Below are 26,721 nucleotides of genomic sequence, written 5' to 3' on the forward strand. Positions count from 1 at the left end.
GCCGCCGTGCCGATTCCGCTCGCCGAGTGGTCGGCGTGAAATAGTGATCGAGCGCACGTCGGCTGTCATCATCGATAGCCGAACGTATGCTGCCATACGGTTCGGCGAGCTCGAAATCCGTCCTGGAGGAGGGCTGTGTGGGCTGATCCCGGCGCCAGGGTGCGTCGTCGGACACTACTCGGGTCGGCGCTGGCCGCTCCGCTGATGGCGGCCGGCGGCTGCGGGCCCGACGATGATGCCCTGACCTTCTTCTTCCAGGCCAGACCGGACGAAGCGCGGGTACGGCTGCGGATCATCGACGAGTTCCGTCGACGGCATCCGGACATCAGGATCCGTACCCTCGTGTCCGGGCCGGATCCGCTTCAACAGATGCTCACCTACTGTGCGGGTGGCCGGTGCCCCGACGTTCTGATGGCGTGGGAGCTGCTGTATTCCGGACTGGCCGCGCGCGGCGTGCTCCTGGATCTGAACACGCTGCTGGATCGCGATCCGAACTATGCTGCCGCACTGCGCGCCGACAGCTATCCGGCGCTGTATCGCACCTTCAGTTATGCGGGCGGTCAATACGCTCTGCCCGAGCAGTGGTCGGGGGTGTTCGTGTACTACCACCGGGAACGGCTGGCCGAGCTCGGGGTCGTCCCACCTTCGCGTTGGCGTGACGCCTGGTCGTTCGAGGAGTTTCTCCAGGTCGCTCGCGCAGCGACCCGGTACGACTCGAGCGGCCGCACCCGATGGGGTTTCGTGGATGCCTGGGTTCCGTATTTCTCCGCGGCCTGTTTCGGCATGAACAACGGCGCCGAGTGGTTCACCCCGTCGGTGGATCCGACCAGGACCAATCTGGGTGATCCGCGGTTCGCGGCCGGGTTCCAGTTCTATGCCGATCTCGCGGTCCGTCATGGTGTAGCGCCGAAGACGGCCGAAACCCTGTCGATCTCGGCGCCGGACCTGTTCCGCAGTGGCCGAGCCGCGATGGCTCTGGGCGGGCATTGGCTGTTCTCCGAATTCGCCGGACACGACGATCTGCCGCTCGACGTCACAGTCTTGCCCGTCGGCCCGCACGGCGGTCCGGGCGCCATCACCGACGTCGGCAGCACCGGCTTGGCCATCGCCGCGGACAGTCCGCGGATCGAGCAGGCGTGGGAGTTCGTCAAGTTCGCGACCGGCCCGGTGGGTCAGGCGATCATCGCCGCGTCCGGGTTGTTCGTTCCCGTGCTCAAATCCGCCATGGAATCCCCGGGGTTCGCCGCCGCGCATCGTGATGTCCGCAATCTCGAGGTCTTCACCGACGGTCCGGCTCACTCGCGTCCATTGGCGGTGACTCCTGCGTGGGGTAAGGTTTCCGCCCTGCTGGACCGTGGCTGCAATCGGGTCTTGCGCGGCGCCGCCACGGCTGCGTCACTCCGCGGTCGTTTCGCCGCCGAGGTCGACGCTCTACTGCGGGCATGGTGAACCGCCCGGGGCGACTGCGAGCGGCGCGGCGGCGAGAACGAGCCGGTTGGGCGTTTGTCGCACCGAATATCGTTGCAGTCGCAGTGTTCTCGGTATTTCCGTTGGGTTTTTCCCTCTATATGAGTTTTCACTCGTGGGACCTGTTCGGCCCGATGCGGTTCATCGGTCTGGGTAACTATCGCCGGCTGCTCGGCTCCGACCCGTTGTTTCTGATCGCCGTGCGCAACACCGCGGTCTTTACGGTCTCGACCGTCGCGTTCACTGTGGCGATCGGGCTCGCCGTTGCGGCGGTGCTGAATCGACGCGTGGGCGGTATCGGGATCTTTCGGACGATTGCCTTTCTTCCGCTGGCCGCGTCGGCGGTCGCCATGGCAGTGGTCTGGCGGTTTCTGTTCACCAGTGACGGGTTGGTGAACAGCGCGCTGGGCTGGATCGGTATCGATGCGGTGCCCTGGTTGACCGACCCGGACTGGGCGTTGGTCGCGCTGAGCATCGTCACCATCTGGAAGAGCGTGCCGTTCGCCGCGGTGATCCTGCTCGCGGCCATGCACGGGGTGCCGGAGACGCTCTATGAGGCAGCCGAGCTCGACGGCGCCGGTGCGCTGCGGCGATTTCGTACGATCACCGTGCCGTTGATCCGGGGTCCGCTGTCGTTCGTCCTGCTCATCACGATCATCGGCTCGGTGCAGGCCTTCGACCAGGCCTATGCGCTGACCGGCGGTAACGGTGGCCCGGAAACCGGTACCTACCTGCTGGGAATCATGCTGTTCCAGCATGCCTTCGGCTTCTACGAAATCGGGTATGCCTCGGCGTTGGCCTGGGCGATGTTCGCGATGTTGTTCCTGGTGACCCTGCTGCAACTGCGGCTGGCCCGACGGGCGGAGGTCGAGACGTGACCCGCCGTCCGGCGCTGTCTGCGCGGGCGGTGGTCGCGCGCGCTCGGGCCGACCGGGCGATCAGGCGCCGGGTGGTCCGGGGCACTGCGGCGTATGTCGGGCTGGTCGGTATTGCGTGGTGCGCGCTCGTACCGATCCTGTGGGCCGTGTCCGGGTCGCTGAAGCGAAATGGTGAAATCGTCGACGCCGCACTGCTTCCACACGATCCTCAGTGGTCGAACTACGCGAAAGTATTCGAGTTGTTGCCGCTGGGGCGGATGTTGCTCAACACCATGGTCTATGCGCTCTGCGTCACCGCAGGACAGGTCTTCTTCTGTTCACTGGCCGGCTATGCGTTCGCGCGGTTGACCTTTCGCGGACGAGACCTGCTGTTTCTGGCCTACCTCGCAACACTGTTGGTACCGCTGACCGTGACGGTGATCCCACAGTTCCTGTTGATGCGTGCGTTCGGGTGGGTGGACACACCATGGGCAATGATCGTGCCGGGCCTGTTCGGCAGTGCGTTCGGGACCTACCTGATGCGCCAGTTCTTCCGCACGCTGCCCAGCGAGTTGGAGGAGGCGGCCATCCTCGACGGCTGTTCTCCGTGGCAGGTCTACTGGCGCGTCCTGCTGCCACATGCCCGTCCTGCGGTGATGGTGCTGGCCGTCCTGACCTGGATCACGGTGTGGAACGACTTCTTGTGGCCACTGGTCATGATCCAACGTGCCGACATCGCCACCGCAACGCTGGGGCTGGTCCGACTGCAGGGCCAGTACCACACTCAGTGGCCGCTTCTCATGACTGCCGCAGTTGTCGTGCTCTTGCCGCTGGTAGTGATCTATTCGATTGCTCAGCGTGCGTTCGTTCGCGGCGTTGCATTGTCCGGCATCGGTGGGCGCTAGGCGATCCGGCATGCGACCGGTGGCCGGGGACGCCGGCGCAGGGGCAGCGCCGCACCGGTGGTAGCGGGCGCGGGGTATCGCAGTCTACGCGACGCGTAGACTCTGGTGCTCGTGAGTCTCACCCTCGGAATCGCCGGCCTGCCCAACGTCGGAAAGTCGACGTTGTTCAACGCGTTGACCAAGAACGACGTGCTCGCCGCGAACTACCCGTTCGCGACCATCGAGCCCAATGTCGGCGTGGTTCCATTGCCCGATACCCGGCTGCAGACCTTGGGCGAGATCTTCTCCTCCGAGCGGATCGTGCCCGCCACGGTGTCGTTCGTCGATATCGCGGGGATCGTGAAGGGCGCGTCCGAAGGCGCGGGCTTGGGCAACAAGTTCCTCGCCAATATTCGTGAAGCCGACGCCATCTGCCAAGTGGTTCGAGTTTTCGCCGACGACGATGTGGTGCACGTCGACGGCCGGGTCGATCCGGCGGCCGACATCGAGGTGATCGAGACCGAACTCATCCTCGCCGACTTGCAGACCTTGGCGAAGGCGGTCGTCCGATTGGACAAGGAAGCCAAGGTGAAGAAGGAGCGCAGGCCCGTCGCCGAGGCCGCCAAGGCCGCCGTGGGTATTCTCGACAGCGGCACCACCTTGTTCGCCGCCGGTGACGCGGTCGAGGTCGAATTGCTGAAGGAACTGTCGCTGCTGACCACCAAGCCCTTCCTCTACGTGTTCAACGCCGATGAATCGGTACTCACCGACGAGGCGAGGGTTGCGCAGCTGCGGGCCTCGGTGGCCCCGGCCGATGCGGTGTTCCTGGATGCCAAAGTGGAGGCCGAGCTTCTCGAACTCGATGAGGAATCCGCCGCCGAACTGCTGGAATCCATCGGCCAGTCCGAACCCGGCCTACACGCTTTGGCGCGGGCCGGGTTCCACACTCTGGGGCTGCAGACCTACCTCACCGCAGGGCCGAAAGAGGCGCGCGCGTGGACCATTCACCAAGGCGACACCGCGCCGAAGGCTGCGGGCGTCATCCATACCGACTTCGAGCGCGGCTTCATCAAAGCGGAGGTCGTGGCCTTCGACGACCTGGTTGCCGCCGGCTCGCTGGCAGCCGCCAAAGCCGCGGGCAAGGTCCGGATGGAAGGCAAGGACTACGTGATGGCAGAGGGCGACGTCGTGGAGTTCCGAACCGGGATTGCCGCCAGCTCGAAACGCTGACGACATGGGCGCCAGCAGCGGCTGATCGCTGGCGGCTTCACGCCATGGCGAGGAACAACCGTTCCAACTTCTTGGTGTCCACACTGTTCGGGCCATCATTGACGATGCAGTGCTGCAGGCCCGTGGCGACCAGGGCGTAGCCGCTGCGACTGAGCGCCTTGTTCACTGCGGCGAGTTGGGTGAGCACGTCCTCGCATTCCGAACCCGCTTCCATCATGCGTATGACGGAAGCGAGGTGTCCGTGTGCCCGCTTCATTCGGGTGATCACAGCTTTCATCTCCTCGGGTTCGAGCCGCATCGTCGTCCTCTCGTAGCAGTAGGCCAGTGGCCGCATCGATTACGCGCCGCACGGCCATTGTATATCCCCCTGGGGGTATGCTACTGTTCGACTTATCCCCCCTGGGGGATACTGCCCTGGTCGTCGTCGCGCGGGCCGCGGTGCTCGCAGCGCAAGTGAAAGGACAACTCGATGCCACCACTCACCGAGCCCGCGCATACCACCACCCATGGCACAGCCGTGCTGCGCGAGCTCTCGCCGCAACATCGTCGGCTCCGGCGCGCCATCCCGGAGGTCTATCGAGGCTTCGGCGAGCTCAGCAACGCCGCGTTCACCTCCGGTGCGCTCGACCGCAAGACGAAAGAGTTGATCGCGCTGGCCATCGGTGTGGTCGGTGGATGCGATGGCTGCATCGCCTCACACGGCCAGGCAGCAGCCCGCGCCGGAGCCACCCGTCAGGAGGCTGCCGAGGCCATCGGCGTCACGTTCCTGATGCATGGCGGTCCCGCCACCATCCACGGCGCCCGCGCCTATGATGCCTTCTGCGAATTCGCCGACGCCGTCGATGACGGCGACAGCCCGGCGTGACGATCGGGAGAAGGGGCGCTACACATGTGTCGACCTGTTGGTTGCAGATCATGCGGTAAGACCACCTGGGCCGGCTGTGGCCAGCACATCGCGCAGGTCCAGGCTCTCGTTCCCACCGAGCAATGGTGCTCCGGTCATCGCGACGACGAGCGGAGCACCTGGCTGCGTCGAATACTGAGCCGCTGACGGCTCATTCGCGGCCCACCGCCCCGAGTGGACGGCGGGTGGCTCGTCGGTCGCAGGTGGTTACGTCAGTCGATAGAAACGCCAGAAGCCGAAATCGTCGATCGGCAGCACTTCGACGTCACTGAATCCCGCATCCTGCGCGTAGCGACGCAGGGTGTCCTGGCGCATCACAGTGCCGGTGCCGGCCGAATCGGGATGCGCGCGGCCATCGGGCAGGCAGATCAGCAGACTGATCCCGTAGAGGAATCGGTCGGTATCGTCGGCGGGCGCCCGAAAGTCCGGCGCCACGGCCTCGTCCATGACGATCACCGCACCCCCGGGGCGGACCGCGCGACGCATGGCGGCCAAGACCTCGACCGGACGGGGCAGGTCGTGGATGCACTCGAAAGCGAAGACCACGTCGTAGAGGTTTTCACCGAGCGCGGTCGCCGCGTCCGCGTGGTGTAGCCGAACCCGCTCCGACAGACCGGCGTCGGTGGCATTGCGCTTCGCCATCGCGACCGATGGCTCATCGATGTCGAAGCCGTCGACAACCAGGCTCGGGTATGCCCTCGCCAGCGCGATACTCGACCAGCCACCGCCGAATCCGATATCAGCGACTCGTGTTCCCGGGCGCGACAGCAGGTCGTCGATATCGTCGACGGTGCCCAGCTCGGCGGCGAGTCGTTGCTCGAACCACGGTCGGTTCATGTCGGATTGGGCTTCGCGCATGTCGGCGCCGAATTCCGCCCAGCCGACGCCGCCGCCGTTCCGATAGGCGTGAACCAGCTTCGGCGTCTTGGCCGCCGCCGCGGCCAGGACTCGTGCCAGTGGAGCCAGGAAGCTCAGGCTGGTCGGATCGGTGAGTACCTCGGCGGCGCTGGGAGGTAGCTCGAATCGGTGCTCCGGGGTGACGGTCAGGATTCCGGCAGCAGCCTGCTGCTCCAGCCACTCTCTGGCGTAGCGCGTGTCACCGCCGGCGTGTTCGGTGAGTTCTGCGGCATCGACCGGACCATGTTCGGCCAGAGTTCGATACCACCCGAGTCGGTCACCGAGATGAATCGCGAGCATGTCCATGGCGCCGAGCGCCGACGCCATCAGGCGATCGGCGAATTGCTCCGTGGTGACCGTGCCGCTGCTCATGTTCAACCTTCTTCGTGTAGAAAAATATCCCCACCCGGGGATAGCGACAGCGTAATCGAACACCTCGAGCACGGCTGGCGCCTGCTGTCCAGATGGTTTGCGCGGCAGCGGCACCGAGCCGGCCCGGACCTGCCGACCGGTACGGGATGTGCCCAGGGTGCAACTCCGGAAGCGCTGGTTGCTGCGACTCGTCCACAACGTGACCGGGCCGCCGACACTGTGTGCCGACGGCCCGGTCACGCCAGGTGTCAGGTGTAGGTATACGGGAGGGCGTTACTGGTGGCGATCGGGTTGGTGATCGTGACGCTCACTGTGCCGGGTGGGGCCGCCGGAGAGGTGGCCGTGGCCGAGATATCGGAGATCACGGTGGGAACCACCCCGGTCGCCCCGAACGAGACCGTGGTGGCGCCGGTGAAGCCGGTTCCGGCGAGTGTCACCACTGTTCCGCCCGCCGACGGTCCGGTAGCGGGGGTAATGCTGGCCAATACCGGTGCAACGAGGTAGGTGTAGGTGACGCCGTTGCTGGTTCCCCCGGTGCCGGTGACGGTGACTGCAACGCTTCCGGTCCCAGGTGGTGCGGTGGCCGTGATCGAGGTGTCGGAGTCGATGGTGAAGAAGGTTGCGGTGGCTCCGAACCGTACCGTGAGCGGGCCGACGAAGTCGGTGCCGGTGATGGTGACGCTGTTTCCTCCAGTAGCAGGTCCCGAGGTGGGGGCGATGCTGCTGATGGTGGGAAGGAAGACATAGACGAACGCCACCGGGTTGCTGGTGCCACCGGGCCCGGTCACGGTGATGTTCACGATTCCGGTACCGACCGGGGAAGTTGCCGTGATCTGGGTATCGGAGTCGACGACGAACCCGGCTGCCGGTGTCGCACCGAACGAGACCGCGGTGACACCCGTCAGCCCGGATCCGGCCAGCACGACCGACGTCCCGCCCGAGGTGGGTCCTTGATTGGGGCTTGCGCTGGTCAGTACCGGAACCGCGAGGTAGGTGTAGGTCACCCCGTTACTGGTTCCCTCCGGCGTGGTGACGGTCACCGAAGCGGTACCGACCGGTCCGGGTGGCGCGATGGCGGTGATCTGCGTGGCGGAATCGAGGGTGAAGGCAGTCGCGGTGGCATCGAACCGGACGGTGGAGAAGGCAGTGAAGTCGGTACCGGTGATGACGACACTGGTGCCCCCGGTGGCGGGCCCCGAGGTCGGGGAGATGGTGGAAATGGTTGGCGCGGCCATGATGTCGGCTCCTTGTTGCTGTGGCGTTGGGTTCTCCGCACCGGGGGGTGCCCAATTCCGTTGGTGGCCCGGCTGATTCCATTAACGCCCCGGACCGGCGGCTGGGCAATATGCCCAGCACTCCGTTTTCGTCCGTTTTCACATCACCGTGGAGCATCGCCGCCGTCCGGCGGTGGCGCCGCTGGCTTTCGGTGGCATCGTGGCTGTGGCGCTGTGGCGCTGTGGCGCTGTGGCGCTGTGGCGCTGTGGCGCTGTGGCGCTGTGGCGCTGTGGCGCTGTGGGCGCTGTGGCGATTTCGGTGGTCGGCGTGCGCGATCTCGGGCGCCGGACCGGAGTCACCGAGCGGTCACGAACCCCTCGGCGACCATCCAGTCACGCGCCACCTCGGCGGGTTCGCGGCCATCGACGTCGACCTGGCGGTTGAGTTCGGTAATGGTTTCATTGGTGAGGCGTTGCGAGATCGGCTCCATGATCGAGCTCACCTGCGGATACCGGTCGGCGAAGCTCTTGCGCATCACCAGCGCCGCATTGTATTTCGGGAAGAACCCGCGATCATCCTGCAGCAGAACGAGTCCTAGTGCGGGAATGCGCCCGTCGGTGGCGGCCACCGAGCCGAAGCGGCACTGCTTGGCGTCAGCGGTCGCCTGGTAGACCACGGGGTCTTGGACGATCTGCTTGCGCACGCTGTCGGCGTCGATGTCGTATGCGCGGGTCAAACCGGGCAATCCGTCTTGCCGGACATTGAATTCGGTGCCCACGCACAACGACGCCGCATCCGGGTCGGTGTCGACCAGCTCGGCGTAGTCCGACAAAGTGCGCACCCCGGTCTCCTGCGCGGTCTGCATGCTCGTCGCCACAGCGTAGGTGTTGTTCATCGGCGCCATCGCGGTCCACACGATGCCGTGCTCGGCAAGGTCGGCGGCACGGACCGCCTCGAACTGCCCTACCTCGTCCGGCACCGGATTCTCGTTGCCGAGATAGTTCACCCAGCCGGTTCCGGTGTAGTCGTAGGCGAGATCGATCTGCCCGTGCAGTTGGGCATCGCGCACGCTGTTGGACCCTTGGATGTTGGTCAGGTCGCGTACCTGGGCGCCGGCCGCCGACAACGCGAACTCGAGCAGGTATCCGAGAATGATCTGTTCGGTGAAATCTTTCGAACCGACCGTGATGCGGGCGCCCTCGAGTGCCGGCACCGGGCGGATGCTCCCCGGTCCCACCTGTAGTGGCACCGCGCTACCGGATTCCAGCCCACACGCGGCCACCAGCGACAGCCCGAGCGCGAGCGCGAGCGTGCGCCACCTGCGGGTCATGCGCCACCTCCGGTCATTTCAGCCCCTTCGGCCCGAGGAACTGCTCGGCCAGCGCGCCGAGCCAGTCCACCAACAAGGCCAACGCGACAGCGAGTACCGCGCCGACGGTCAAGGTCACGGTGTCGCGCAGCTTGTACCCGGTGTCGATCAGGATGCCCAGTCCTCCTGCGCTGACCAGAAACGACAACGTCGCGGTGCCGACCGCGAGCACCAGCGAGGTGCGCAATCCGGCCAGAATGTAGGGGACCGCGAGCGGAAATTCGATGCGGCGCAACAGCGTGACCGGCGACATTCCCTGGCCGCGGCCGGCGTCGATGAGCGTTCGATCCACCTGTTGGAAACCAACGATGGTGTTGCGCAGTGCCGGTAGCAGCGCATAGAACGCGATCGGCGCGACACCGATCCAGAAGCCGGTGGTGCGTGTGGCGAGGTAGAACAGCACGATCAGGCCGATCGCCGGGGCTGCCGCGCCGACATTCGCGATACCGACGAACACTGGCGCCAGTCGCCGGAATCCGGTCCTGGTGAGCGCAATACCCAGTGGCACGGCCACGGCCACCACGATCAGCGCCACTGTTGCAGTGATCAGCGCATGCTGACGGGTGACCGTGGCGATGTTGTCCACGTTGAGACTGGCTTGCTGCGTAATGGTGAGGTCGCGGGTGAAGGCCCATACCAGGACACCCGCGGTGAGTGCGAGAACCAGGCATGGCTGCGCGACCATGCGGATGCGATCGGCTCCGCGCTGCGGAGCGGCGGACGTGGCTGCGGTCACGGTGTACCGTCCATCGCAGCCGGGTCGGCGTGTTCGGCGCGCAGCGCCGACAGATGCCCGACCAAGGTGTCGATCGTGATCAACCCCGCGTATTCGCCGTGTGCGCCGGTGACCACGGCAGTCGCGCTCTGATGGGCCAGCAGCGCCTCCAGTGCTTCCTGCAGGGTCGACTGCAGCGACAATGTGCCTCGGGGCGGGGAGCCCACCTCGCGCAACGAATCCGTATGTGCCAATTGCTGCGCCGAGACCCAGCGCAGTGGGCGGCGATGGCTGTCGAGCACCAATGCCCAGGGCCAAGCACGGTCGGTGAGTGTCGCGCGCAGCTGCTCGGCCGAGTCCTGCTCGGTGGCCGTGAGGCATCGACTTAGTTCGACATCGCGGACTCGGGTCAAGGTGAGTTGTTTGAGCGAAGCGTCCGCCCCGACGAAGCCGGCGACGGTCTCGTCGGCCGGGTCGGCCAGGATCGCGCCGGGAGTGTCGTATTGCAGGATTCGGGAACGATCGCCCAGGACCGCGATGCGATCGCCGAGCTTGATCGCCTCGGTGAAATCGTGGGTGACGAAGACGATGGTTTTACCCAATTCGCTTTGCAGGCGCAACAACTCGTCCTGGAGCAGTCCTCTGGTGATCGGGTCGACGGCGCCGAACGGTTCGTCCATCAGCAGTATCGGTGGGTCGGCCGCCAGCGCCCGAGCCACCCCGACGCGCTGTTGCTGGCCGCCGGAGAGTTGGCGCGGATAGCGCTGGCGGAAGACGGCAGGGTCGAGACCGACCAGTTCGAGCATCTCCTCGACCCGAGCGGCGATGCGCTGTCGGTCCCAGCCGAGCAATCCGGGCACGGTGGCCACGTTCTTCGCAACCGTCAGGTGCGGGAACAGACCGGCCTGCTGAATCGAATAGCCGATGCCGCGGCGCAAATGATCGGGATGCATCGTGGCGGCGTCTCGGCCGTCGATGGTGATCGTGCCCGAGGTGGGCTCGATCAGCCGGTTGATCATTCGCATGGTGGTGGTCTTGCCGCAGCCGGACGGTCCGACCAGCACGACGATTTCGCCGGCCGGGATGGTCAAGGAGACCTGGGCTACGGCTGGATCACGTTGTCCTGGATAGTGTTTGGTGACCGCGTCGAGTTCGATGCCGACACCGGATACGGTGGGTGGGGTCGGTGCGGTGTGGGCGTGGGTGTCAGTCACGGATACCCCTCGAGGTGGTGAGCCGTCCGAGTAGGACATAGATTCCGTCGAGCGCGAGCGCGGCCACGACGATGAGTACCGTGCCGACCAACGCTTGCGGTACGGCGTTCGGGCTGCCCAGGCGGGCCAGTCCGGAGAAGATCAGATTGCCCAGACCCGGACCTTTGGCGTATGCGGCGAGGGCGAGAATGCCCATGCTCAGCTGAGTGCTCACCCGGATGCCGGCCAAGATGGCCGGCCAGGCGAGCGGCAGCTCGATCCGAGTGAGGACACCCAGACGATTCATCCCCACCCCGCGCGCCGCGTCGGTGACGGTCACATCCACCGATGCCAGCCCGACGATGGTGTTGCGGACGATCGGCAGCAATGCGTACACGACCAGTGCGGTGATGGTGGGCGCGACGCCCAGACCGAGAAACGGTATGAGCAGGCCGAGCAATGCGAACGAGGGAATGGTGAGCATCACGCCGGCCAGTGCGGTGGCGACCGACGAGCCGAGCGGGCTGCGATACACCAGCACTCCGATCAGCACCGACAGGGCAGCAGCCACGAGCACCGCTTGCGCCACGGCCGAGACGTGCAGGTAGGAGTCGATGAGCAATTGGTGTCGTCGTTGCGTGACGAATGTCCACAGAGTATCCAGGGCCGGGCCTCCCCATCGGCTGGTCTTCTGCGGAGCCTACCCTGAAGCCGGCGATCTGTGCTGGGTTGTCGGGTCCATCCGGATCGGGTGGGGTCGTGGAGGTCCCGTGCGATCACATCCCACTCTGGGGGTACGGTGGAGCCGGGTCCCAGGAGGGTGGGACGCGAACGATTCGGGTGGGCGACCGCCGATTCGGGTGGGCGACCGCTGTCGTCGACGTCGATCGACGCGCGGGTGGGTGAACCGCTGGCCCGGACAGTCCTACCATGGAGGCGGCGGTGCCCGGCAGCGCCGTCGCGGTCCCCGCCCTGCCTTCCCCTCATCGGCGGGACGGGGATCTCGGGTCGCGACGCATGGACTCGAGTGACGCGAGGCCGGTCGCGGGCCGTATGGGTCGTCCATCGAGAGGTGAGGGTTTCGGTGCCAGTGGTGCAGCCACTCGACGAGTCGAGTGACCTGGTCTGGATCGACTATGCCCAATTCGGCGAGCGTTTCGTGGCGCACGCCGTGACGGCGGCGCGGATCGAATCCGCCATCGCAGGTATGGCCGATCACAGCGTCACCGTCGGTCCGGTCTCGCTCGGCCCGGTCGGACGCGCTGGGGTCCTCGCTCAGGGCAGCGTCGGCAAGCCCCGCGTGTTCCGCATCGGTCCGCACGTGACCTTCGAGGTCACCGTTCCGGTGTCGCTCACGCTGAAGGTGCTGCTCGGCGGCAAGAAGCTGCGGCTGGAGGCCAGGGTCGAGATCGATCTGACCCTGCACGCGCGCACCGCCGACCCGTTGCTCATCGTCATAGACATCCCGCGTATCCAGCGACGGGACATCAGCTTCGTGCTGCGCGCCCAGGCGGTGGAATCGGCCTGGGAGTGGTTGCTCGACCCGATCGCGGGGGTGATGCAGCGAGAAGTCGCCTCCCGGGTGAACGCCATGCTGGCCGAGCCGAAAACCCGGCGTGCACTGGTGTTCGATGTCGAAGCCCTGATCGACGACACGCGTTCGGCGCATCGGGACAATGCCCAGTTCGACTGGATCGGATATGGCGAGTTCGGGCGCCGGTTCTTCGCCCGTATCGTGACGCGCAGCCGGGTCTACCAGGCGGTGGCGGGCTTGGAGGGGCGATCGATCGAGGTCGGTCCACTACGCACGGGCCCGCGCTCGAGCGCGGTCGTCACCGTCCGCGGTGCCGTGCTGACACCGCGTTTGGCCGATCGGGCTGCACCCACGGTGACCTTCGACCTGACGTTGCCGGTGATCCTGGACATCACGGTGGATGTGATGAAGGCCAACCACTATCGCGCTCATATCGAGGTGCCGTTGGCGCTCGTCGCCCGAGCGGCCGAGCCGCTGCTGGTAGTGATCGACGTGCCGCCTCCGGACCCGGCCGATATCCGGATGGAGTTCACCGCGCACGGCGTGCGCGCGGCAGTCCTCGGCGCACTGGCCCGGATCAAGAAACAGGTGCCCGAGCAGGTCGCAGCCGTGGTCCGCCAAGAACTGGCCGACGCCTCGATGCGCACGATCGACGTTGCCGCACGTATCGACGGCGCGGCGTGACTGCGCGTCGTCGTTCGGCCTGTGGAGCATGTGAAGAATGTGTCGTGTGGGTCTAGCGGTTCCAATGTGAATGTGGTGAAATGAGTGTGCGTTCGAGGTTGCCGGCGCGCATCGGGTTATGGGGAAGGTGCGCCGGGCCCCGCTGCCGTTCCCGGTTGCGACACCGAAACCACGGTGTGTCGCGCTGGTAGTCCATGGTGTGTTCCGCCGAGCAGTGCCCGATGCGTTCCGCCTAGGAGTCCACGATGCAGTCTCATGCGGTATCCAGACGTGATCTGTTCACCTACGTGGCCGCCGCGACCGTGGTCGGTGCGACCGCCGCGGCTCCGGCGTCCGCCCGTCCCGCGCTCGGTACCTTGGTCGACTATGCGGCCGGCGTTCCCTCGGCCGCTGCGATCCGCGCTGCTGGCCACATCGGCGTGATCCGATACGTGTCCGATCGCCGCCCCGGCGCCGAGTGGATGACCGGCAAGCCGCTGCGCGCCACGGAAGTGGAGCAATTGCAGTCGGTCGGACTGCAGATCGTCTCGTGCTACCAATTCGGCAAGGGGCCGACCGCGGACTGGCGCGGTGGGCTGGAGGCGGGAAAACGGCACGCCGCGCGGGGGCTGGAGCTGCACCAGGCCGCGGGCGGCCCGGACGATGCGCCGATCTACGCGTCGATCGACGACAACCCCACGGTCGTCGAGTTCGTCACCATGATCGCGCCGTATCTCCTGGGTTGGCAGACTGTGCTCGGTAGACAACGCACCGGTGTCTATGCGAATACGCCCACCATCGAGTTGGCCGCTGCGGGTGGACTCGGTTCCTGGTACTGGCAGCACAATTGGGGTACGCCTCCCGGCTTCGTGCACCCTGTTGCGCACCTACACCAGTTCGAGATCGACAAGCGATCCATCGATGGTGTAGGAATCGACGTCAACACCGTGCTGGCGCCCGAGTTCGGGCAGTGGTGATGGTGCCGGCTCGGCAGTGGTAATGGTGCCGGCGCGGCAGTGGCGACCGGCGTACCTGTTGTGTGGATTCCCTAGGTCTGGCAGTGGCTCATCGGTGTGACTCGCAGGTCGGGTTCGTCGTCCGGCACGACTTGTAGGCGCGGGCGCTCTTCTGGAGCAGCACGATCGCCCAGCCAGGACAACAACGACCATCGAGACAGACCGGAGAAGGCCGAACCGAGGCTGGCGAACGAAAACGAAGAGATCACCGATCCGAACGACCCCACAGACCCGATCGACAGCACCGATCCGACACTGCCGATGGACAACACCGAATAGGCCGAACCGATCGACAGGATCGAGCCTTCGGACCGAATCGACAGAATCGAGCGATGCGAATGCTTGCTCCGGATCGAAAGATCCGGCCGCATCACAGGATCGACGGACGCCATAGTTAGCGGTCTACCACAGTTCGCGCCCGCGCGCCCGCCGGTCCGGCAGATCCGCGCAGGATGCACCGGAGCGGATCTCGGCCGGTTCGTCTCACGCGACGGTGAAGAAGCCCAGCGTCGGCAGGAACGAGCAGGTTCGCGGCGCAGCGTCGGAGTCGGCTCCAGTGGTCAGCGATCCGCCGATCACGGCGACGATTCGGCCGGAACCGGTATCGGCGATCGCCGACAGCGTTGCCGGACCACCCGGATTGATCTTGGCTTCGTCGGTCAGCGGCAGAATGCCGGATACACGAGTGTCCAGGTTCAGCCATTGCACGGTCATCGGCGGGTCCTGAACCGGCGTCGGTGAGGTGGTGCCGAGCGCGGTGAACACGAAACCGGTTTGACTGGCCTGCGGGCCGGGAGGGGGAAGGGTCGCTGGGCCGGGTACCGCCAGTGCGGTGCCGACCGAGTCCGAGGTGGGGCCGATGCAGCCCTTGCCGACCGTCGGATACAGGAACTGCGCGATCACCGGGCCGTCCTCCGGCAAATCCGGGCCACCGCCGCCACTGCCGTCCAGGAAGGTGATGATCCGCTCGAGCGTCGACTCGATCTCTGGCGGCAGGTTCAGCGTCGCCAGCAGGATGCGCGCCTGGTCCAGAATCGCCGCCTGGGGGCCGGCGACATCCGTTGGGCCGGCGATGGCCCCGACGATGGCCGGGACGAGCGCGGCCAGCGCGTCCACCGGGACGCCCTCGGGAACCGTCGGAACGACATTCGTCGTTGCGGCCGGTGTGGGCACGGGGGCAGCGATGGCGGTCGTCGGTGCGACGAGCGTGACACTCGCCGCCAAGGCGAGCGCCGACACCGCGATCCGCGTTCTTCGGGTGCGAAGCACTGGTCTGGCCGTCCTTAGCTCGGGTGCATCATGGTTCGATTGCGAAACGCCATCGATTCGGGCTCACTCTAGGGACATTGGGGCTACGTGTACAGCCATTCGTGTCCGAATATTCGTGTGGACGATCAGTGTCAGCCGACCATAACCTGTTGGTACTGTTAGTACTGTTACTGGTGTTGAAGTTGATATAAATGTTATCGGTGATTCGAGGGGGCAATCGAGTCGATTTCAGCTGCCGCTAGTCTGATTCGTGCCGTCCGCCCGCAAGTCGCCGCCCGCGCCGTGCGGTCCGGGAAGCCGAGCCGACATACCCGAGCCGAAAGCCAGCGACTTGAAACGTCATTTCCGATGGGCTGTGCTGGCGCTCGGCGTGTCCGTGTTGGCCCGGTTGCTGTGGATGGTGTTGTCGCCGAACGGGATGAACCTGGTCGACCTGCACGTCTACGTCGACGGTTCGGCAGCACTGCCGAATGATCGGCTCTACGACTTCACGTATTCCGAGGACACTCCCGATTTCCCGCTACCGTTCACGTATCCGCCGTTCGCGGCATTGGTCTTCTTCCCGCTGCACTATCTGCCGTTCACCGCTGTAGCCATCGGTTGGCTGCTAGCGGTGACCGCTGCGCTGTATGCGGTGGTGCGCATTGGTTTCGAACTCGTGCTGGGCGCCGATGCAGTGCGTACGTCACAGTGGCGAGCGGCGACGGCCGGCTGGACCGCGGTGGGGCTGTGGATGGAGCCGGTCCGAACCACTTTGGATTACGGCCAGGTCAACGTGTTTCTGGTGCTCGGTGCGATGCTTGCGGTGCGTAGTTCGCGGTGGTGGGTTTCCGGCGGACTGGTCGGCCTCGTCGCGGGAATCAAACTCACGCCCGCGATCACGAGTCTGTACTTCCTCGCTCGGCGGCGATGGGCGACCGTCGCCTGGTCGGCGCTGGTCTTCTCGGCGACTGTGGGGGCGAGCTTCGTGATCGCGCCGCTCGAGGCTCGACGGTATTTCGGCACGCTGCTCGGCGACGCCGATCGCATCGGGCCGGTGGGTTCGGTATGGAACCAGTCGATGCGCGGGGCGCTGAGCCGAATTCTGGGCGAGGACGTGGAATTCGGACCGTGGTGGATCGCGGCGATCGCGGCGGTGGCGGCATCGGGTTTTGCGGCCTGGCGGGTGCTCGGGCCCGACGACCGACTGGGCACCCTGGTCATGGTGCAACTGTTCGGGCTGACGCTCTCGCCGATCTCGTGGTCGCATCACTGGGTCTGGCTGCTCCCCACGGTGTTGTGGTTGCTCTACGGACCGCTGCGCGCGGCGCCCGGTGCGCGCGTCATCGCTGGATTCTGGCTGGCGACTACGCTTGTCGGCGTGCCGTGGGTGTTGTCCTTCTTCCAGGACGGCATGTGGGCGATCTCCCGACCGGGCCTGCTGGCCTGGCCAGCGGCGGTCGACGTATTCGGCGTCGTGGCAACCTACCTCTGGGTCGCCTGGCATGGGCGGCGCCAGGGTAGGTCACCTCAGGGTGCGTCCGCAGGCGTGGTCCCCGCGTCCACCGCTGCGGGAACCACGCACAGGATCCCGGTCAGGTAGTTCGATCGGAGTGCGCCACGAGCGAATCGATGCGGCGTGCCAGCGCGATGTCCAGCGCGGTGATCCCCCCGGCGAAGTGAGTGGACACCGCGAACGTGATCGTGCGCCAGCGGATATCGATATCGGGATGGTGATCGGCCTCCTCGGCGGCCTCGGCGACTCTGCGCACGAGGTCGATGCCCGCCGGAAACGAGGGCGCCTTCACAACGCGAACCAAGGTGTCCCCGGATCGGGTCCACGTCGGTAGCTCCGTCAGTGCCTCGGTGATTTCGGTGTCGGAGAGCAATGTCTGTTGCGCCATGACTGTCCTTCCTCGTTGCCTCGGGCCGCCCCCGGGACGCAGGGTCGGCAGGGTCACGCAGCACGGGCACGCTCGAGTGCCTTCTTCAGCTCTTTGCCGCGGATGCCCGCGGCTTCACACTTCTTCATTCGAGTGATGACCACCGGGCACGTCAAGCAGCGCGTCTTCTTCCGACAGCACTTCTTCTTCGGTTTCAGGCTCGAAACCTGCTTTGCCTTGACTTTGCCCACGATGGTTAGCATACCCTTACTACGACGCCTGGAGCGCTGCGGGAATCGGACTGCCGTAGGGTGGGGCTGGCCGTGATGCCCGGTGAGTCTCGATTCTCCACCTATTTGCAGGGGCCGACCGGCACTACTACCCAACAGCAGGAGGATTCGGGCGTGTCGTCTGCACGCGATTTTCGCAATGTCGCCATCGTGGCTCACGTCGATCACGGCAAGACCACTCTGGTCGACGCAATGCTGAGGCAGTCCGGTGCGGTCGCGGAGCGCGCCGAGCTCGTCGATCGCGTGATGGACTCCGGCGACTTGGAGCGCGAGAAGGGCATCACCATCCTCGCCAAGAACACCGCGGTGCACCGGCACCACCCGGACGGTTCGGTCACTGTCATCAATGTGATCGACACGCCGGGTCACGCCGACTTCGGGGGTGAGGTAGAGCGTGGTCTGTCCATGGTGGACGGCGTCGTGCTGCTCGTGGATGCATCCGAGGGTCCGCTCCCACAAACTCGATTCGTCCTGCGCAAGGCGCTTGCCGCTGCGTTGCCGGTGATTCTGGTGGTGAACAAGACCGACCGTCCGGACGCCCGCATCGCGGAGGTCGTGGAGGAAAGTCACGACCTGTTGCTCGATCTGGCATCCGACCTGGATGATGCCGCCGCCGAGGCTGCCGAGTTCGCACTCGACCTTCCGGTGCTGTATGCCTCCGGTCGGGAAGGCAAGGCGTCGGTGCAGCGTCCGGACAACGGGCACGCACCGGCCGCGGAGAATCTCGATGCGCTGTTCGACGTGCTGATGGAATGCATTCCCGCACCCAAAGGCGATCCGACGGCGCCGTTGCAGGCCCACGTGACCAATCTGGACGCCTCGGCGTTCCTCGGCCGACTCGCGCTGGTCCGCGTGCACAATGGCGAACTGCGTAAAGGACAGAACGTCGCATGGATGCACGCTGACGGGGTCAAACAGGTGAAGATCACCGAACTGTTGCAGACGATCGGCGTGGAGCGCCGCTCCGGTGAGGTCGCGACGGCGGGTGACATCGTGGCGATCGCGGGCATCGCAGACATCATGATCGGCGATACCCTCGCCGACATCGATCGACCGGTCGCGCTGCCACGCATCACCGTGGACGAGCCGGCCATCTCGGTCACCATCGGAACCAATACCTCGCCGCTGGTGGGTCGGGTGCAGGGACACAAGTTGACCGCCCGCATGGTGAAAGCTCGCTTGGACCAGGAGTTGGTCGGCAACGTGTCGCTGCGCGTCCTCGATATCGGCCGGCCGGACGCCTGGGAAGTGCAGGGCCGCGGCGAGTTGGCGTTGGCAGTTCTGGTGGAGACCATGCGCAGGGAGGGCTTCGAGCTTACCGTGGGAAAGCCGCAGGTGGTCACCAAGACGATCGATGGCACAGTGCACGAACCGTACGAAGAGCTGACCATCGACTGCCCGGACGATTACCTGGGCGCGATCACCCAACTGCTGGCCGCGCGCAAGGGAAAGATGGTGCAGATGAGCAACCATGCCGCCGGCTGGGTTCGCATGGAGTTCATCGTCCCGTCGCGCGGGCTGATCGGCTTCCGGACCGACTTCCTCACCGAGACCCGCGGCACCGGCATCGCCAATGCGGTCGCCCACGGTTATGCGCCGTGGGCCGGTGAGATCCGCGCCCGGCACAATGGCTCGTTGGTGTCGGACCGGGCGGGTACCGTGACGCCGTTCGCCATGATTCAGCTGGCCGATCGCGGCCAGTTCTTCGTCGAACCGAGCGCGGTGACCTACGAGGGCCATGTCGTCGGCATCAACCCTCGGGCGGAAGATCTCGACATCAATGTCACTCGGGAGAAGAAGCTGACCAATATGCGCAGCTCGACCGCCGATGTGATCGAAACGCTGGCCAAGCCCCTGCAGCTGGATCTGGAGGGCGCCATGGAGTTCTGTGCCGCCGACGAGTGTGTGGAGGTCACTCCAGAGGCGGTCAGGGTGCGCAAGGTGGTCCTCGATCGGAACGAACGTGCTCGGGAGTTGTCGCGGCGCAAGGCCCGCGATCGCGCGGCTCGCTAGTCACCGAGGTTCCGCTGGCCACTGGTGTTCCGTATGTCCTCATGCTGCCTTGCGTAAGAGGGCTGTGAGAACTATGTGGCCGATCTTCAGCTCGCCGACCTGCTCGAATCCCAGATGTCGACCGATCGAGGCGCTGGCAGGGTTGGTGGCGACGAAGAAGCTGTCCACTGCACTGGTTTCGATTCTGGGTCGCAGCATGCTTGCGGCCAGACCTCGACCGGTCAGATGGGGCACGGTGGCCCCGACCGCGATGTACAGGTGTGGATATTCGGGCCGCAGGGCATCGATGCGCCGGGACGCGGCGAGGGCGCGGGGAAGCGCCGTTCCCAGGGCTCGAACCAGGCTGGGATAGCGAACGGTGGGCGCGATCACCCCCGCCGGTTCCCACAGCACGACGCTGGCCAGCGCGCCGTACTCGTCGTGCCGAGTGTCGATCAGGCCGCTTCGGCGGCGGGCTTCGAGGCGGGAACTCCAGAAATTCGGCAGCGCACGCCTACGGCGGTTACGGTCGGGCCAGAAGTAGGTCATCAGCGGGTCATCGATGAATGCTGTGGCGAGCACGTGCACTGCGGGATCCACGTATCCGAGGGTAGATCATCGTCGTGGCGCTCCCATGCTTTTCTTGTCGAAGTCCTGCGCGGCCGGTATCGAATGTGCTTCGCCGAGGCTGGTCGGTCACATGCGTGACCCGATCGTTCATCGGCCGAGAATCGAATTCCAACTGATTTCGACCGACGATATCTGTCTCCGGTGGTTCGTATGAACGATCCTCTGTGGATCGAATGGCTAGTTGTTCCATCAATAGTGATTCCTGCTGTTGTTTCAACGAATTTGCTACTATATTGCCGTAACTATATTCGGCGCATTGCGATCGCAGCGGTTTCACACTCCGTACGACGCCTGGCGCGAATCGGTCGACTGTGGCTCGGTCGCAGATGTCCAGCCGGTGCGGCGACATGTCGCTGGTGGGAACGTTCGGGCGGCGGTCGTGTTCACCGGCGGGTGGGTGCTGCTGTGGGAGTGTGCTGACGTCGATATGTAGTCGAATTCGACCGCTGGTCGGCGATGGTGGCAGCTCGCTTTTCTTTCATGCCGAATCGTCGAACGCGGGAGTCTGGCGTGTTACGATGCGGTTGCTTTTCCGGGCCGTGTTTCCTCTCTTCGCTCCAGATGGCACGGCGAGTATGAAAGTTGTGTTGCTAATTATTTGCTATTGATTGTTTACTCGCGGTTGGACGGAATTGCTCGCAGGCTTGTCGTCGAAGATTGTTGGCCACCGCCCTCGCGTCGTTCCATGAATGTCCAGGGGTGTATGAGCAGTGATTCTACGGTCGGATGCGAAAGTGCGGTAGAGTTCCCGTCCGTGAAAGCGGGCGTAAGAAAACGCGCGGCCGGGCGCATCGTGTTGTCGGCCGTGGCAGTGCTGATCCTGATCGGCAGTTGTGCGGCGAATCCGCCGCCGCCCATCGAAAGTACCGACAGCCCGAAGACCCCGCCCGTCGAACTGGCCGAAACAACTGTCGTGGTCGCCATGGATACCGTTGCCATGTCGTTCAATCCACATCTGCGCGCGGATCTGTCGCCGGCCACCTCCGCGATCGCGTCGCTGATCTTGCCGAGTCCGTTCCGGCCCGTGCCGAGTCCGGTGGTGCCGGGAGCGACGGAATGGGTGCCGGATTCATCCCTACTGCTGTCGGCCGATGTGATCGGAGAGGAACCGTTCACGATCGTCTACAAGTTGCGTAACGAGGCGTCGTGGTCGGACGGAGCGCCCATCGCCGCCGAGGACTTCCGCTACTTGTGGCAAGAGATGATCTCCGAACCCGGGGTGGCCGATCCAGCCGGCTATCGGCTGATCACGGATGTGAATTCCTCGGCCGGCGGCAAGACGGTCACCGTCACGATGTCGCAGCCCTACCCCGGCTGGCGGGAGTTGTTCACCAATCTGGTGCCCTCCCATCTGCTGAAGGACGCGCCCGGGGGATTCTCCCGAGGCATGAACGGCCAGGTCAACGGTATCCGGGTCTCCGGCGGCCCTTTCGGGATCCGATCGGCCGACCCAGGTCGCGGGGAGATGCTGTTGGAACGCAACGACCGCTACTGGGATACCCCGGCCCTACCGGATCAGATTCTGCTGCGACGAGGTGGCACGACCGCGCAACTGGCGGGTTCGCTGCGTGTCGGCGACGTCCAGATGGCGCTGGTTCACGGCGGCGTCGCGACCCAAGCCCAGCTGGGTGCGGTCCCTTCGGTGCGGACCGCGATCATGCCGCAGTCGCGCGTACTACAGCTGGTGCTCAACGGACGCACAGATGCGCTGAGTGACCCGCGGGTGCGCTCGGGTGTCCTGGCGTTGCTCGACCCGGCCCTGTTGGCGACGGTGGGCGCCCAGACCGGAGACTGGGTCGAGCCAGCACGTGCGCAGGTGCTCGCGCCATCCGACCCCGGTTATCTGCCGACCGCTCCGCCGCGACTGTCCGAAGACGAGGCGTTCGGCTTGCTGGCCGCCGCGGGCTATGGCCGCGCACCGGAGCCGCCGCCGGCGATATCGCACACGTCGCCCGCACCGCAACCGCGCAGTATCGGCAGAGACGGCGAAGCGCTCACCGTGCACATCGGCGCGGCCGACCACGACGCTACTGCGCTCGCTGTGGCCAATACGGCCGCCGACCAGCTGCGCAGCGCGGGTATCGAGGCAAAGGTGCGCAGCATCGCCGCCGACGAACTCTATGGCGAGGAGTTGCTCGAAGGGACCATCGACGCGATCGTCGGCTGGGAGACCGTAGGTTCGGACCCGGCGACGGTGTTGGCCTCGCGCTATGGATGCCCGCCGCCACCCGTCGCCGAGATCCCCGGCGCTGCGCAAGCGGTCGCCGAAGCGGCGCGCCGGGCGCCGAGCAATGTGTCCGGGGTCTGTGATCCGGCCCTGCAGCCGGCGATCGACGCGGCACTGCACGGCGTCGACGTCGGTCGGGTGCTCGCCGACGCCGAACCCATGCTGTGGGCCATGGCGACAGTGCTGCCGATCGTGCAGGACAACGTGGTCGCGGTGGCGGGCCCCCAGGTGGACGGAGCCTCGCTCAGCGGCGCCGTCCACGTCGGTATCTTCGGCGACGCGTCCATGTGGCGCATGGTGTCGTGAGCTCGGCGGCCGCGTCCATGGCAGGTGGCCTGCTGATGGTCCATGCGCACCCGGACGACGAATCCATCACCACCGGGGGGACGATCGCGCACTATCGCCGGCGTGGGATACCGGTAACGGTGATCACCTGCACCCTCGGCGAGGAGGGGGAAGTGATCGGTGAGCAGTGGGCGCAGTTGGTCGCCCACCGTGCCGACCAACTCGGCGGCTATCGGATCCTCGAGCTGACCCGTGCACTCGAGCAGCTGGGCGCGGGTCCGCCGCGGTTTCTCGGCGGTGCGGGTCGCTGGCGCGACTCCGGCATGGCGGGCACGGCGTCCGCGCGGAATCCGATGGCGTTCGTGCATTCCGGAGACGATGCAGTGCTGGCGCTGACAGAGGTGATCCTGCAGGTTCGACCGCGTGTGGTGGTCGGCTACGATCCGGACGGCGGCTATGGCCACCCCGATCACATTCGGGCACACGAGATCAGTACGGCTGCAGTGCATGTCGCAGCCGGCAGAGGCTGGGACGTCCCGAAGTTCTACTGGACGGTGACCGACGCCGACCTGCTCGGCCAACACACCACGGCACTGGCCCGACGTACGGTCGAGGGTCTTCCCGGCGCGCTGCCGCCCGGCTGGCGGCTGCCCGGCGACGGGGAGCTCGCATGCGTGCCCAGCTCCGCGGTGACCACGATCATCGATGTCTCCGACGAGTTGCCCGCCAAGCGAGCCGCGTTGCGGGCGCATGCCACACAAGTCGTCGTCGCGTCGTCGGGACGGGAGTTCGCGCTGTCGAACACTATCGCTCAGCCGATACTGCCGCACGAGCACTTCGTTCTCGTGCGGGGTCGGCGTGGCCCGGTGGGATCGGACGGGCGCGAACACGACCTGTTCGGGGGTTTGGACTGACCGGATGGCACGCAAGGGTGCCGCCGAGCCGCACGGCGGATTCCGGGTCGGTCCAGGAACCGACTCGTGTCGGGTAGCGCCGGAATAGACTCGGCGGCATGTACAACTGGGAACTTCAGGACGCGATCGTCGCGTTCGTGGACAGCATGAAGCCGCACTGGCAAGCGCAACACGACCTCTACGTGACCGTGCTGCATTCGTTCGTCGACATGCAGAGTCACTTGTTGACGCTGCTGGGCTACCCGCCGGTGCCGTGACAGCGCAGATCGACGACCGCTACATCATGGGCGATCACGGTGACACGACGCTCGACGACGCCCTCGATCGCATTCTGGGCAGGGTAGCGATCGTCGTCCTGGTTCTCGATGCGCCACTGCTGTTGTCGCTCGAGGTGCTGTATCTTCCCAGCAACTTCGAGCTCCCCAGCAACCTCGGCTCTATCGTTTTTCCCGTCTCCGCTGTTGTAGCGGGTGTGTCGAATGTCGCGCTCGTTGCCGGTGTGCGGGCGGTTACTCGGCGCAATCTGGCCATGGGTCTGCCGGTGATCGCCTGGATGCTGGGCTTCCTGATCTGCGCGAGCCCCGGCCCTGGCGGCGATGTCATGCTCGGCAGCGATTGGCGCACCGCGGTGCTGTTGCTCTGCGGATCGGTCCCGCCACTGGTCTACAGCTATTTTCATGTGAATGCGGGCGCGGTCAACCGCCCCCGAGTCCGCACGTAGGCGCGCCCTGCTGCGCCGCGTCATCGATGCGTGCGGCCGTTGTCCGCATACCGAGCCGCCCCGGGGTCACGGCTTCGATCAGTCGCCAAGCGTCGTCGACCGCGATGTCGATGACTGCATAGCGCTTCTTGCCCGCGGCAGTCGCGGCGACCACTGTGGCGAGCCCGGCGCGGCGCTGGAAGAAGGTTTGCCGGACGGTCCAACCGAGCACGCCGGGCGCCTCCAGACAGTCCCGATCCCGGTCGAGCGATCCGGACCGGGTGATCAGCCACGTCGGGCTGGTCGCCGTGCTGGGCAACACCGCGTGACCGAGGCCGCGGTAGCGGTCCTCGGCCAGTGCGAGCGCGAGCGGCAGTGCGCAGCCGGGCATCAGCCACCACCACCAGGAACCCCCCGGTCCAGCAAGCGAAATACCGGCCAGGACCACGGTGATGCCCGCGACCGGCAGCAGGGCGCGGGTGTACCTGCGGCGCCGGGCGGCCGGGCCGTGTGCCTGCAGCGGTGCGCGATCCGGCGCGGTGTAGGCACGCGAGCCCGTCGAGGCCGGATTGTCGGGGGCCGCACCGAAACGGATCGGATCATCGTGCTCGCTGCGGTCGTCGGGGGTGAGTAGATGGCTCAGCGTATGTTCGACAGCGCTGCGCGGCGCCTGCGGTAGAAGTTTTTGACGCGGATTCTCGCCGGTCATGATCGCTTCGAGTTCGGCTCCGCCCGCCAAGCGAAGCAACAGTGGTTCCTTCACCGTCGCGCCGCGCAGTCGGGCCAGGTCGAGACTGACCTGGCGCACGGTGAACAGGCCGTGGCGCACGTGGAGGGTCGTGCCGTCGTGGTCGACGCGCAACCCGAAGTACGTGGTCACATAGTGTGCGCACGCGGCAGCGCTCACGACCAGGACGACCACGAGCAGCAGCGCGGCTGTGACGAGCGCGAGCACGAGCACGCCGCGTCCTTCCACATCGGCAATCGCATTCGATCGAAACAAAGTCTCGCCGAGTCCGTATTGGAAGGCGAGGCCGACGATGGGGGCGATGATTGCGAACCCGGTCAGTGACAGCGGCGCGTAGCGCACCCAGGCCGGCTTCCAGTGGCCGATATCACGCGCTTTTCGCATATGCGGACCCGCGCCGTCGGTCGTGTTGTGCCACGGTCCGGCTCGTACCGGCGGTGAGTTCGCCGTATCTGCTGCCTGTGCCAGTAATTCGGCGCGCAGTCGCGGTACGTCCGCCGCCGCCAATGCATCCAGCTCGAACTGTTCGCCCGAGTCCGCGTGCTGCCCCGTCCCGATCGAGAGCACCGCGAGGCCGAGCGCCCGATGCAGCAGGTCCGCCTCGACGTCCACCGAACGGATCCGAGACCGTGGCACCGAGAGTTTCTTGCGCGACAGCACGCCGGTGCGCAGTTCGATGTGCGTGGCCCCGATGCGATAGGTGGTGGTGAACCACTGGGCGACTGCGAGGCCCACGATCAGCACGACAGGGATGATGCTCCACAACGGATTGCCGCTGCTGGTACCGAGAATCACCGAACCGACCAGCACCGGGATGAATCTGATCGTCGCGGTGATCGGGTGCACCAGCAGCATCCGCTTGTCGAGCCGTCGCCACGCCGGCTCGGCCGACAGGGTATTCGTCTGACTCATGTCGCGTCTCCGCGATGCTGGGCTGCGATCCGAGTCAATCGAGTCACGGTCTCCTCGGCCACCGCGAGATCCAGGGCGCTGATCTGCACCGCACCGGCAGAGGAAGCGGTCGTCACGGTCACCGTCGCCAGTCCGAGCAGGCGCTCCAGCGGTCCACGGTCGGTGTCGACGGTCTGGACCCGCGAGATCGGCGCAACGCGACTCTCCTGAGCGAGCCAGCCGACCCTGGTGTATACCGCCTCGTCGGTGACCTCCCAGCGATGCACCGCGTAGCGCCACCACGGCACCACACCGATGTGCAGGACTGCCGATGCGAGCGTGAGGAGAAAGACCACCAGCTGCCATCCGCGATGCGCGGAGTCGAGCGCTGCCCATACGATTTGGGCCACGAACGGAATCATCCAGGCCAGCGCGATCTGCACGGTCCACAGCAATCTGGCCTTGGGGCTGGGGCGCCAAGCGGGATCGGTCATGATCGTGCGTGGCTGCGACATGCGACCATGGTCGCATGGTCACAGACCCGCTGCCGCCCGTAATCGCGCTGCGCGGGAACACGGACGATCGGTGCGTGCGGGA

The 26,721-nt window shown here is 65.8% G+C and carries 27 protein-coding genes; 13 read left to right on the forward strand and 14 right to left on the reverse strand.

Going from position 1 to position 26,721, the window contains the following annotated elements:
- Positions 1 to 204 precede the first annotated feature (204 nt).
- From K940_RS0108545 to ychF, 4 genes are all read left to right on the forward strand, one after another.
- Entirely contained in the window at positions 205 to 1,449 is a 1,245-nt protein-coding gene (locus K940_RS0108545) for a sugar ABC transporter substrate-binding protein (protein WP_081706245.1), read from the forward strand.
- Positions 1,443 to 2,345 (forward strand): carbohydrate ABC transporter permease, encoded by a 903-nt coding sequence (locus K940_RS0108550; RefSeq protein WP_028477189.1) that lies wholly within the window; start codon positions 1,443 to 1,445, stop codon positions 2,343 to 2,345. Before K940_RS0108545 ends, K940_RS0108550 begins: the two co-directional genes overlap by 7 nt.
- Before the next feature lie 29 nt (positions 2,346 to 2,374).
- Positions 2,375 to 3,229, forward strand: coding sequence for a carbohydrate ABC transporter permease (locus K940_RS0108555; RefSeq protein WP_036528032.1), 855 nt, complete (start codon positions 2,375 to 2,377; stop codon positions 3,227 to 3,229).
- Positions 3,230 to 3,340: 111 nt separating this feature from the next.
- Positions 3,341 to 4,438, forward strand: a complete 1,098-nt coding sequence (gene ychF / locus K940_RS0108560) for a redox-regulated ATPase YchF (RefSeq protein WP_028477191.1) — start codon at positions 3,341 to 3,343, stop codon at positions 4,436 to 4,438.
- Between the two features lie 37 nt (positions 4,439 to 4,475).
- Here the strand turns inward: ychF and K940_RS0108565 are convergent, their stop codons facing one another.
- A complete protein-coding gene (locus tag K940_RS0108565; protein ID WP_028477192.1) occupies positions 4,476 to 4,736 on the reverse strand; it encodes a metal-sensitive transcriptional regulator in 261 nt (86 codons plus the stop codon).
- A gap of 171 nt (positions 4,737 to 4,907) precedes the next feature.
- On the opposite strand from K940_RS0108565, the gene K940_RS0108570 reads away from it, so the two are divergent.
- A complete protein-coding gene (locus K940_RS0108570) occupies positions 4,908 to 5,303 on the forward strand; it encodes a carboxymuconolactone decarboxylase family protein (protein ID WP_051407009.1) in 396 nt (131 codons plus the stop codon).
- Between the two features lie 246 nt (positions 5,304 to 5,549).
- On the opposite strand, the gene K940_RS0108575 is transcribed toward K940_RS0108570, so the two are convergent.
- The 6 genes from K940_RS0108575 to K940_RS0108600 form a co-directional block, all read right to left on the reverse strand.
- Positions 5,550 to 6,611, reverse strand: a complete 1,062-nt coding sequence (locus K940_RS0108575) for a class I SAM-dependent methyltransferase (RefSeq protein ID WP_028477194.1) — start codon at positions 6,609 to 6,611, stop codon at positions 5,550 to 5,552.
- Between the two features lie 248 nt (positions 6,612 to 6,859).
- The gene (locus tag K940_RS27480) at positions 6,860 to 7,846 is read right to left on the reverse strand and encodes an IPT/TIG domain-containing protein (RefSeq protein ID WP_051407010.1); all 987 of its coding nucleotides are present in this window, start codon (positions 7,844 to 7,846) and stop codon (positions 6,860 to 6,862) included.
- Positions 7,847 to 8,181: 335 nt separating this feature from the next.
- Positions 8,182 to 9,156: a glycine betaine ABC transporter substrate-binding protein gene (locus K940_RS0108585; RefSeq protein ID WP_028477195.1), complete on the reverse strand. Its 975-nt coding sequence runs from the start codon at positions 9,154 to 9,156 to the stop codon at positions 8,182 to 8,184.
- 13 nt (positions 9,157 to 9,169) lie between these two features.
- Positions 9,170 to 9,880, reverse strand: a complete 711-nt coding sequence (locus tag K940_RS0108590) for an ABC transporter permease (protein ID WP_081706246.1) — start codon at positions 9,878 to 9,880, stop codon at positions 9,170 to 9,172.
- Positions 9,881 to 9,927: 47 nt separating this feature from the next.
- Positions 9,928 to 11,124 carry an ABC transporter ATP-binding protein gene (locus K940_RS0108595; RefSeq protein ID WP_051407011.1) on the reverse strand — a complete coding sequence of 399 codons (1,197 nt, stop codon included), beginning with the start codon at positions 11,122 to 11,124 and terminating at the stop codon, positions 9,928 to 9,930.
- Positions 11,117 to 11,767 carry an ABC transporter permease gene (locus K940_RS0108600; RefSeq protein ID WP_028477198.1) on the reverse strand — a complete coding sequence of 217 codons (651 nt, stop codon included), beginning with the start codon at positions 11,765 to 11,767 and terminating at the stop codon, positions 11,117 to 11,119. Before K940_RS0108600 ends, K940_RS0108595 begins: the two co-directional genes overlap by 8 nt.
- Positions 11,768 to 12,187: 420 nt before the next feature.
- Between K940_RS0108600 and K940_RS0108605 the strand changes: the two genes are divergently transcribed.
- Positions 12,188 to 13,321, forward strand: coding sequence for a hypothetical protein (locus K940_RS0108605; protein ID WP_231390291.1), 1,134 nt, complete (start codon positions 12,188 to 12,190; stop codon positions 13,319 to 13,321).
- Positions 13,322 to 13,566: 245 nt separating this feature from the next.
- Positions 13,567 to 14,277, forward strand: coding sequence for a DUF1906 domain-containing protein (locus K940_RS0108610; protein WP_028477200.1), 711 nt, complete (start codon positions 13,567 to 13,569; stop codon positions 14,275 to 14,277).
- Between the two features lie 71 nt (positions 14,278 to 14,348).
- Here K940_RS0108610 and K940_RS0108615 read toward each other — a convergent pair whose 3' ends face one another.
- Both K940_RS0108615 and K940_RS0108620 read right to left on the reverse strand, forming a co-directional pair.
- A complete protein-coding gene (locus tag K940_RS0108615; protein ID WP_028477201.1) occupies positions 14,349 to 14,708 on the reverse strand; it encodes a hypothetical protein in 360 nt (119 codons plus the stop codon).
- A 91-nt stretch (positions 14,709 to 14,799) separates the two neighbouring features.
- A complete protein-coding gene (locus K940_RS0108620) occupies positions 14,800 to 15,585 on the reverse strand; it encodes a hypothetical protein (RefSeq protein WP_028477202.1) in 786 nt (261 codons plus the stop codon).
- A gap of 331 nt (positions 15,586 to 15,916) precedes the next feature.
- Here K940_RS0108620 and K940_RS27485 point away from each other — a divergent pair, with 331 nt between their 5' ends.
- Positions 15,917 to 17,167, forward strand: a complete 1,251-nt coding sequence (locus K940_RS27485; RefSeq protein WP_036528037.1) for a mannosyltransferase — start codon at positions 15,917 to 15,919, stop codon at positions 17,165 to 17,167.
- Here the strand turns inward: K940_RS27485 and K940_RS0108630 are convergent.
- The gene (locus K940_RS0108630; RefSeq protein ID WP_028477203.1) at positions 17,160 to 17,468 is read right to left on the reverse strand and encodes a 4a-hydroxytetrahydrobiopterin dehydratase; all 309 of its coding nucleotides are present in this window, start codon (positions 17,466 to 17,468) and stop codon (positions 17,160 to 17,162) included. The genes K940_RS27485 and K940_RS0108630 overlap by 8 nt on opposite strands.
- Positions 17,469 to 17,521: 53 nt before the next feature.
- On the reverse strand, positions 17,522 to 17,698 hold the full coding sequence (locus K940_RS32885; protein ID WP_196812141.1) for a hypothetical protein: 177 nt from the start codon (positions 17,696 to 17,698) through the stop codon (positions 17,522 to 17,524).
- A 153-nt stretch (positions 17,699 to 17,851) separates the two neighbouring features.
- On the opposite strand from K940_RS32885, the gene typA reads away from it, so the two are divergent.
- On the forward strand, positions 17,852 to 19,750 hold the full coding sequence (gene typA, locus K940_RS0108640) for a translational GTPase TypA (protein WP_028477204.1): 1,899 nt from the start codon (positions 17,852 to 17,854) through the stop codon (positions 19,748 to 19,750).
- A 39-nt stretch (positions 19,751 to 19,789) separates the two neighbouring features.
- Here the strand turns inward: typA and K940_RS30690 are convergent, their stop codons facing one another.
- Complete coding sequence (locus K940_RS30690; RefSeq protein ID WP_028477205.1) at positions 19,790 to 20,329, reverse strand: hypothetical protein; 540 nt, start codon at positions 20,327 to 20,329, stop codon at positions 19,790 to 19,792.
- A gap of 784 nt (positions 20,330 to 21,113) precedes the next feature.
- On the opposite strand from K940_RS30690, the gene K940_RS0108660 reads away from it, so the two are divergent.
- The 4 genes from K940_RS0108660 to K940_RS0108675 all read left to right on the forward strand — a co-directional run bounded on the left by K940_RS0108660 (position 21,114) and on the right by K940_RS0108675 (position 24,506).
- Entirely contained in the window at positions 21,114 to 22,892 is a 1,779-nt protein-coding gene (locus K940_RS0108660; protein WP_036527988.1) for an ABC transporter family substrate-binding protein, read from the forward strand.
- 17 nt (positions 22,893 to 22,909) lie between these two features.
- On the forward strand, positions 22,910 to 23,785 hold the full coding sequence (gene mshB, locus K940_RS0108665) for an N-acetyl-1-D-myo-inositol-2-amino-2-deoxy-alpha-D-glucopyranoside deacetylase (RefSeq protein WP_036528041.1): 876 nt from the start codon (positions 22,910 to 22,912) through the stop codon (positions 23,783 to 23,785).
- 98 nt (positions 23,786 to 23,883) lie between these two features.
- Positions 23,884 to 24,042, forward strand: a complete 159-nt coding sequence (locus K940_RS32890; RefSeq protein WP_196812142.1) for a hypothetical protein — start codon at positions 23,884 to 23,886, stop codon at positions 24,040 to 24,042.
- Positions 24,039 to 24,506 carry a hypothetical protein gene (locus tag K940_RS0108675; RefSeq protein ID WP_051407012.1) on the forward strand — a complete coding sequence of 156 codons (468 nt, stop codon included), beginning with the start codon at positions 24,039 to 24,041 and terminating at the stop codon, positions 24,504 to 24,506. Before K940_RS32890 ends, K940_RS0108675 begins: the two co-directional genes overlap by 4 nt.
- On the opposite strand, the gene K940_RS27500 is transcribed toward K940_RS0108675, so the two are convergent.
- Together K940_RS27500 and K940_RS0108685 are read right to left on the reverse strand one after the other, a co-directional pair.
- Entirely contained in the window at positions 24,481 to 26,145 is a 1,665-nt protein-coding gene (locus tag K940_RS27500) for a PH domain-containing protein (protein ID WP_051407013.1), read from the reverse strand. The genes K940_RS0108675 and K940_RS27500 overlap by 26 nt on opposite strands.
- The gene (locus K940_RS0108685) at positions 26,142 to 26,639 is read right to left on the reverse strand and encodes a PH domain-containing protein (protein ID WP_028477210.1); all 498 of its coding nucleotides are present in this window, start codon (positions 26,637 to 26,639) and stop codon (positions 26,142 to 26,144) included. Before K940_RS0108685 ends, K940_RS27500 begins: the two co-directional genes overlap by 4 nt.
- Positions 26,640 to 26,721: the final 82 nt, after the last annotated feature.

Source organism: Nocardia sp. CNY236 (assembly GCF_000482385.1).
Lineage (GTDB): Bacteria > Actinomycetota > Actinomycetes > Mycobacteriales > Mycobacteriaceae > Nocardia.

What these genes read in the sequence shown, in the direction of transcription:
- K940_RS0108545 (WP_081706245.1), top strand. Translation starts at nt 205, where the DNA reads ATGGCGGCCGGCGGCTGCGGGCCCGACGATGATGCCCTGACCTTCTTC.
- K940_RS0108550 (WP_028477189.1), top strand. Translation starts at nt 1,443, where the DNA reads ATGGTGAACCGCCCGGGGCGACTGCGAGCGGCGCGGCGGCGAGAACGA.
- K940_RS0108565 (WP_028477192.1), bottom strand. Translation starts at nt 4,736, where the DNA reads ATGCGGCTCGAACCCGAGGAGATGAAAGCTGTGATCACCCGAATGAAG.
- K940_RS0108570 (WP_051407009.1), top strand. Translation starts at nt 4,908, where the DNA reads ATGCCACCACTCACCGAGCCCGCGCATACCACCACCCATGGCACAGCC.
- K940_RS0108575 (WP_028477194.1), bottom strand. Translation starts at nt 6,611, where the DNA reads ATGAGCAGCGGCACGGTCACCACGGAGCAATTCGCCGATCGCCTGATG.
- K940_RS27480 (WP_051407010.1), bottom strand. Translation starts at nt 7,846, where the DNA reads ATGGCCGCGCCAACCATTTCCACCATCTCCCCGACCTCGGGGCCCGCC.
- K940_RS0108585 (WP_028477195.1), bottom strand. Translation starts at nt 9,156, where the DNA reads ATGACCCGCAGGTGGCGCACGCTCGCGCTCGCGCTCGGGCTGTCGCTG.
- K940_RS0108590 (WP_081706246.1), bottom strand. Translation starts at nt 9,880, where the DNA reads ATGGTCGCGCAGCCATGCCTGGTTCTCGCACTCACCGCGGGTGTCCTG.
- K940_RS0108610 (WP_028477200.1), top strand. Translation starts at nt 13,567, where the DNA reads ATGCAGTCTCATGCGGTATCCAGACGTGATCTGTTCACCTACGTGGCC.
- K940_RS0108615 (WP_028477201.1), bottom strand. Translation starts at nt 14,708, where the DNA reads ATGGCGTCCGTCGATCCTGTGATGCGGCCGGATCTTTCGATCCGGAGC.
- K940_RS0108630 (WP_028477203.1), bottom strand. Translation starts at nt 17,468, where the DNA reads ATGGCGCAACAGACATTGCTCTCCGACACCGAAATCACCGAGGCACTG.
- mshB (WP_036528041.1), top strand. Translation starts at nt 22,910, where the DNA reads ATGGCAGGTGGCCTGCTGATGGTCCATGCGCACCCGGACGACGAATCC.
- K940_RS32890 (WP_196812142.1), top strand. Translation starts at nt 23,884, where the DNA reads ATGTACAACTGGGAACTTCAGGACGCGATCGTCGCGTTCGTGGACAGC.
- K940_RS27500 (WP_051407013.1), bottom strand. Translation starts at nt 26,145, where the DNA reads ATGAGTCAGACGAATACCCTGTCGGCCGAGCCGGCGTGGCGACGGCTC.
- K940_RS0108685 (WP_028477210.1), bottom strand. Translation starts at nt 26,639, where the DNA reads ATGTCGCAGCCACGCACGATCATGACCGATCCCGCTTGGCGCCCCAGC.